This window comes from Acinetobacter sp. AKBS16, assembly GCF_002899995.1.
Taxonomy (GTDB): Bacteria; Pseudomonadota; Gammaproteobacteria; order Pseudomonadales; family Moraxellaceae; genus Acinetobacter; species Acinetobacter baumannii.
The window spans coordinates 17,421-21,005 of the sequence record NZ_POYH01000088.1; the positions used below are offsets into that span (position 1 = coordinate 17,421).

The 3,585-nt window shown below is 35.3% G+C and carries 6 protein-coding genes; 3 read left to right on the top strand and 3 right to left on the bottom strand.

The features are described from left to right. Nucleotides 1–115, bottom strand: a 115-nt coding sequence (locus tag C1642_RS19690; RefSeq protein ID WP_228153937.1) for a branched-chain amino acid transport system II carrier protein, incomplete at its 3' end; no start/stop codon positions are given. 352 nt (nt 116–467) lie between these two features. Between C1642_RS19690 and map the strand changes: the two genes are divergently transcribed. Continuing rightward, nucleotides 468–1,262, top strand: coding sequence for a type I methionyl aminopeptidase (map, locus tag C1642_RS15395; RefSeq protein WP_001202776.1), 795 nt, complete (start codon nt 468–470; stop codon nt 1,260–1,262). Between the two features lie 53 nt (nt 1,263–1,315). On the opposite strand, the gene C1642_RS15400 is transcribed toward map, so the two are convergent. Beyond that, nucleotides 1,316–2,218, bottom strand: coding sequence for a LysR family transcriptional regulator (locus C1642_RS15400; RefSeq protein WP_000954523.1), 903 nt, complete (start codon nt 2,216–2,218; stop codon nt 1,316–1,318). Between the two features lie 243 nt (nt 2,219–2,461). On the opposite strand from C1642_RS15400, the gene C1642_RS15405 reads away from it, so the two are divergent. Then, nucleotides 2,462–2,785, top strand: a complete 324-nt coding sequence (locus C1642_RS15405) for a hypothetical protein (RefSeq protein WP_005131537.1) — start codon at nt 2,462–2,464, stop codon at nt 2,783–2,785. 46 nt (nt 2,786–2,831) lie between these two features. Here C1642_RS15405 and grxD read toward each other — a convergent pair whose 3' ends face one another. Then, nucleotides 2,832–3,173 (bottom strand): Grx4 family monothiol glutaredoxin, encoded by a 342-nt coding sequence (grxD, locus tag C1642_RS15410; protein ID WP_000138830.1) that lies wholly within the window; start codon nt 3,171–3,173, stop codon nt 2,832–2,834. 227 nt (nt 3,174–3,400) lie between these two features. On the opposite strand from grxD, the gene C1642_RS19695 reads away from it, so the two are divergent. Further along, nucleotides 3,401–3,585 (top strand): aminotransferase class III-fold pyridoxal phosphate-dependent enzyme (locus tag C1642_RS19695; RefSeq protein ID WP_228153932.1); only part of this gene is annotated, 185 nt, incomplete at its 3' end.

A 3,585-nucleotide genomic window follows, 5' to 3' on the forward strand; every position in this document is an offset into this window, starting at 1 on the left:
GATCACCAGATTGTTGAGCGACAATGGGAGGAAAGATAATATTACCAGCCCCAATAAAGAGGGCAAAGGTCATAAAACCTAAGGCAATAATATCTCCGGTACGAAGCTGTTGCATAAATTAAATTTAACAAAAAAGAAAGAATTTTAGAGCAAAAGAGATCATGATCAAGCGCTATTTTATGTGAAAAAGCTTTTTTTTAGGCCGTATCAATCATCCAGAGATATTAAAAATATCAACTGGTTAAGTTATCTACTTGAAAACTCATTGAAAGAAATAAAGAAAACATTTTTTAGGTCTGACTTTTTAAAGAAATTGTGTAAAAATGAAAATATAAATTTCTATTATGAATGTTGAATATTTGGACATTAAAAGCTTTCCGCCTATCCTATATCCATTCTAAAATATTCTAAATTAACTAACATTTTTGTAGGCGTGGTAAAAGCAGTGCCTACGAGGATAAAATTGAATGAGAGCTTCTACTGTTACAATTAAAACTGAACAAGATCTAGAAAAATTAAGAGTTTCTGGGCGTTTGGCTGCACAAGTTTTAGAAATGATAGGGGAGTATGTCAAGCCAGGTGTAACAACTGAATATTTAGACAATATTTGTAATGATTACATCGTAAATACTTTAAAAGTTATACCGGCTAATGTGGGTTATCATGGATTCACAAAAACAATATGTACTTCAGTCAATGAAGTGGTATGTCACGGTATCCCTTCTCAAAATAAAATTTTAAAAGATGGCGATATTATTAATATTGATGTAGCAATTATTAAAGACGGCTATTTTGGTGATACGAGCCGTATGTATTATGTCGGTAACGTAAATCCACATGCTAAAAAATTAGTTGAAACTACTTATGAAGCAATGGTCGCTGGTATACATGCAGTTAAACCAGGGGCGACTTTAGGGGATATTGGTTACGCTATTCAATCGGTCGCTCATCGCGAAGGATATAGCATTGTTCGTGAATATTGCGGGCATGGCATTGGTAAAGTTTATCATGAACAACCTAATATTCTGCATTATGGACAACGCGGCCAAGGTCTTGTTTTGAAAAAAGGGATGGTCTTTACAATTGAACCTATGGTTAATGCAGGCAAACCTCAGGTAAAAGAGTTAAATGACGGCTGGACCGTAATTACCCAAGATCATTCATTATCTGCTCAATGGGAACACATGGTTGCTGTTACAGATACAGGATTTGAATTATTAACGCCGTGGCCCGAAGGTGTGGGAAATTATCCAGAAATTTAATATGCATAAAAAAAGTTCGATAATCTATCGAACTTTTTTTATGCGGCTTTGATTTATGGATGTTCTGAAAGATGTTCTACCAAATAATCAATAAATACACGTACAGCTGGCAGTAAACCTCTTCGTGACGGATAAACAGCATGGAATATACCGTGGGCTGCTTTCCAATCTGGCAAGATTTGTACAAGTTGACCTGATTTTACAAAATCCTCAGCTGCTGTGTCAGGTAATAAGGCAATACCACAATTTTGACTTGCAAGTTGGGCAAGCATATAAATATTTGTTCCCATGATAGTTGGGCTAACTTTCACTTTCTTCAGTTGGTTGTCTGGGCCATGCAATATAAATTGTTGATCTAAATGCTCTTCAGACAAGCTTAAAATACGATGATCACTTAACTCATCAGGTGACTTAATATTACCAAACTCATTTAAATAAGCTTGGCTTGCAAAGAGACTTTGTTCTATTAGCGCAAACTGTCTTAGTACCAGACTAGGGTCATCATCTAGTTTAGATCTGACCCGTAGAGCAATATCAATTCCTTCATTAATTACATCAACGCGTCGATTACTTACAATAAGTTGTAAACGAATTTCAGGATATTTTTTTAAAAATGCCGGTAAAATTTTGGGTAGCTGGTTTTGTGCTATATCGACAGGAACGCTTACTTTGACTACACCCCTAGGTTGAATACTTAAGTGATCAACTAAATCATGAGCTGCTTGTGCGGCATTCATCATGACTTGGGCGTGTCTATAAATATCCATACCAATATCGGTAACTGCAAAATGACGAGAACTGCGCTGAATTAAGCGAACCCCTAAATTTTCCTCTAAGTTATAAACACGACGACTTAATTTTGATTTTGGAATATCCGTAACACGTTCGGCGGCACTAAATCCACCATGCTCAACAACAAGGGCAAAACAATAAAAATCATCAAGATCTGTGAGCATTAAAATATCCTATTTATGCAACACTAAAGATTTTACATTATTACTTTTGCAACGATAAAGTTTGATTTTAATTTTTTGTAAAAAGCTTATAAATAAACCTTAAAAGAGAGGATTAAATAACTTGAAATTTCATTGTAATTACATTGAAGTTATTTTGTAATTTATTTTCTTAAATTAATAAGCAAATATGGCGCTTATAGGCTAATTCTCCTAAAATATATTTTTCTCGATTTTTTAAATAATATGTCTTACCAGTTAGTTGAATTAGAGAACGCAAACGCTAATATTATTTGCCCGATTTGTAAGCTTGCCGTTATTGATTGGACACAAGAACAATATGTTCAACCTTGTGAACATACATTATTTATTGCAATGGACTTAGGATTTGAATTTGTTGCTGACCGTTTTGAAGAAGTTATGAAACAAAACGTAGATGAGTTACATGAAGATCCGAACATGAATATTTTTGATGCGATAACTACTACACCATATAAAAATTTAACTATTTTAAAAGCAGATCTTGGTGTAGATGGGCTATTTCGTTATGTCGGTATAAGTGATTGTTAAATTTATAAGTATAAAAAAGCCAATCTTTCGATTGGCTTTTTTATTATTAAGCTTCTGGAGCTGCGCTGTATTGTTCGATTAATGGTTTTAATTCGCCATTTTGGAACATTTCAAGCATGATATCGCTACCACCAATAAGCTCGCCGTTTACCCATAATTGTGGGAAAGTAGGCCAGTTTGCAATTTTTGGTAAAGTTGCACGAATATCAGGGTTTTCTAAGATGTTCACATATGCAAATGGACGACCAATTTGACTGAGCGCCTCTACTGCACGTGCAGAGAAACCACATTGTGGAAACTGTGGAGTGCCTTTCATGTAAAGTAAAACGGGATGCTTCGCAATTTGATCGCGAATTAACGCTTCAGTATCACGTGCTTGTTCAGTCATAAATAGATCCTCAACTAATCTTGCAGCATTATAGGGGGTGTTCACATCGCTTTGCAAACCGCCTTGTTGCTTAAAGTTGCACAGAATATTCAATATTTTATTGTATAAACCGAAGCGATAGCAAAAAGCAGACGAAATTTTAGATAAATGAATGATGAGACTTTTCATCAGTACAAGTTTTTGTTTATATAAACCCTTCTTAAAACCTTATACAGACAGAGTTCGTGATGACTGATATTACCCTAGCTCCAGTACAACCTGATCAACCAACACATTTAATGGCTACTTATGGTCGCCAAGCGATCAGTTTTGTTCGAGGCCGAGGGGCGTATCTTTATACACAAGATGGTACAGAATATTTAGATGCACTCACTGGTATTGCTGTATGTGGTTTAGGGCACGCTCATCCTGC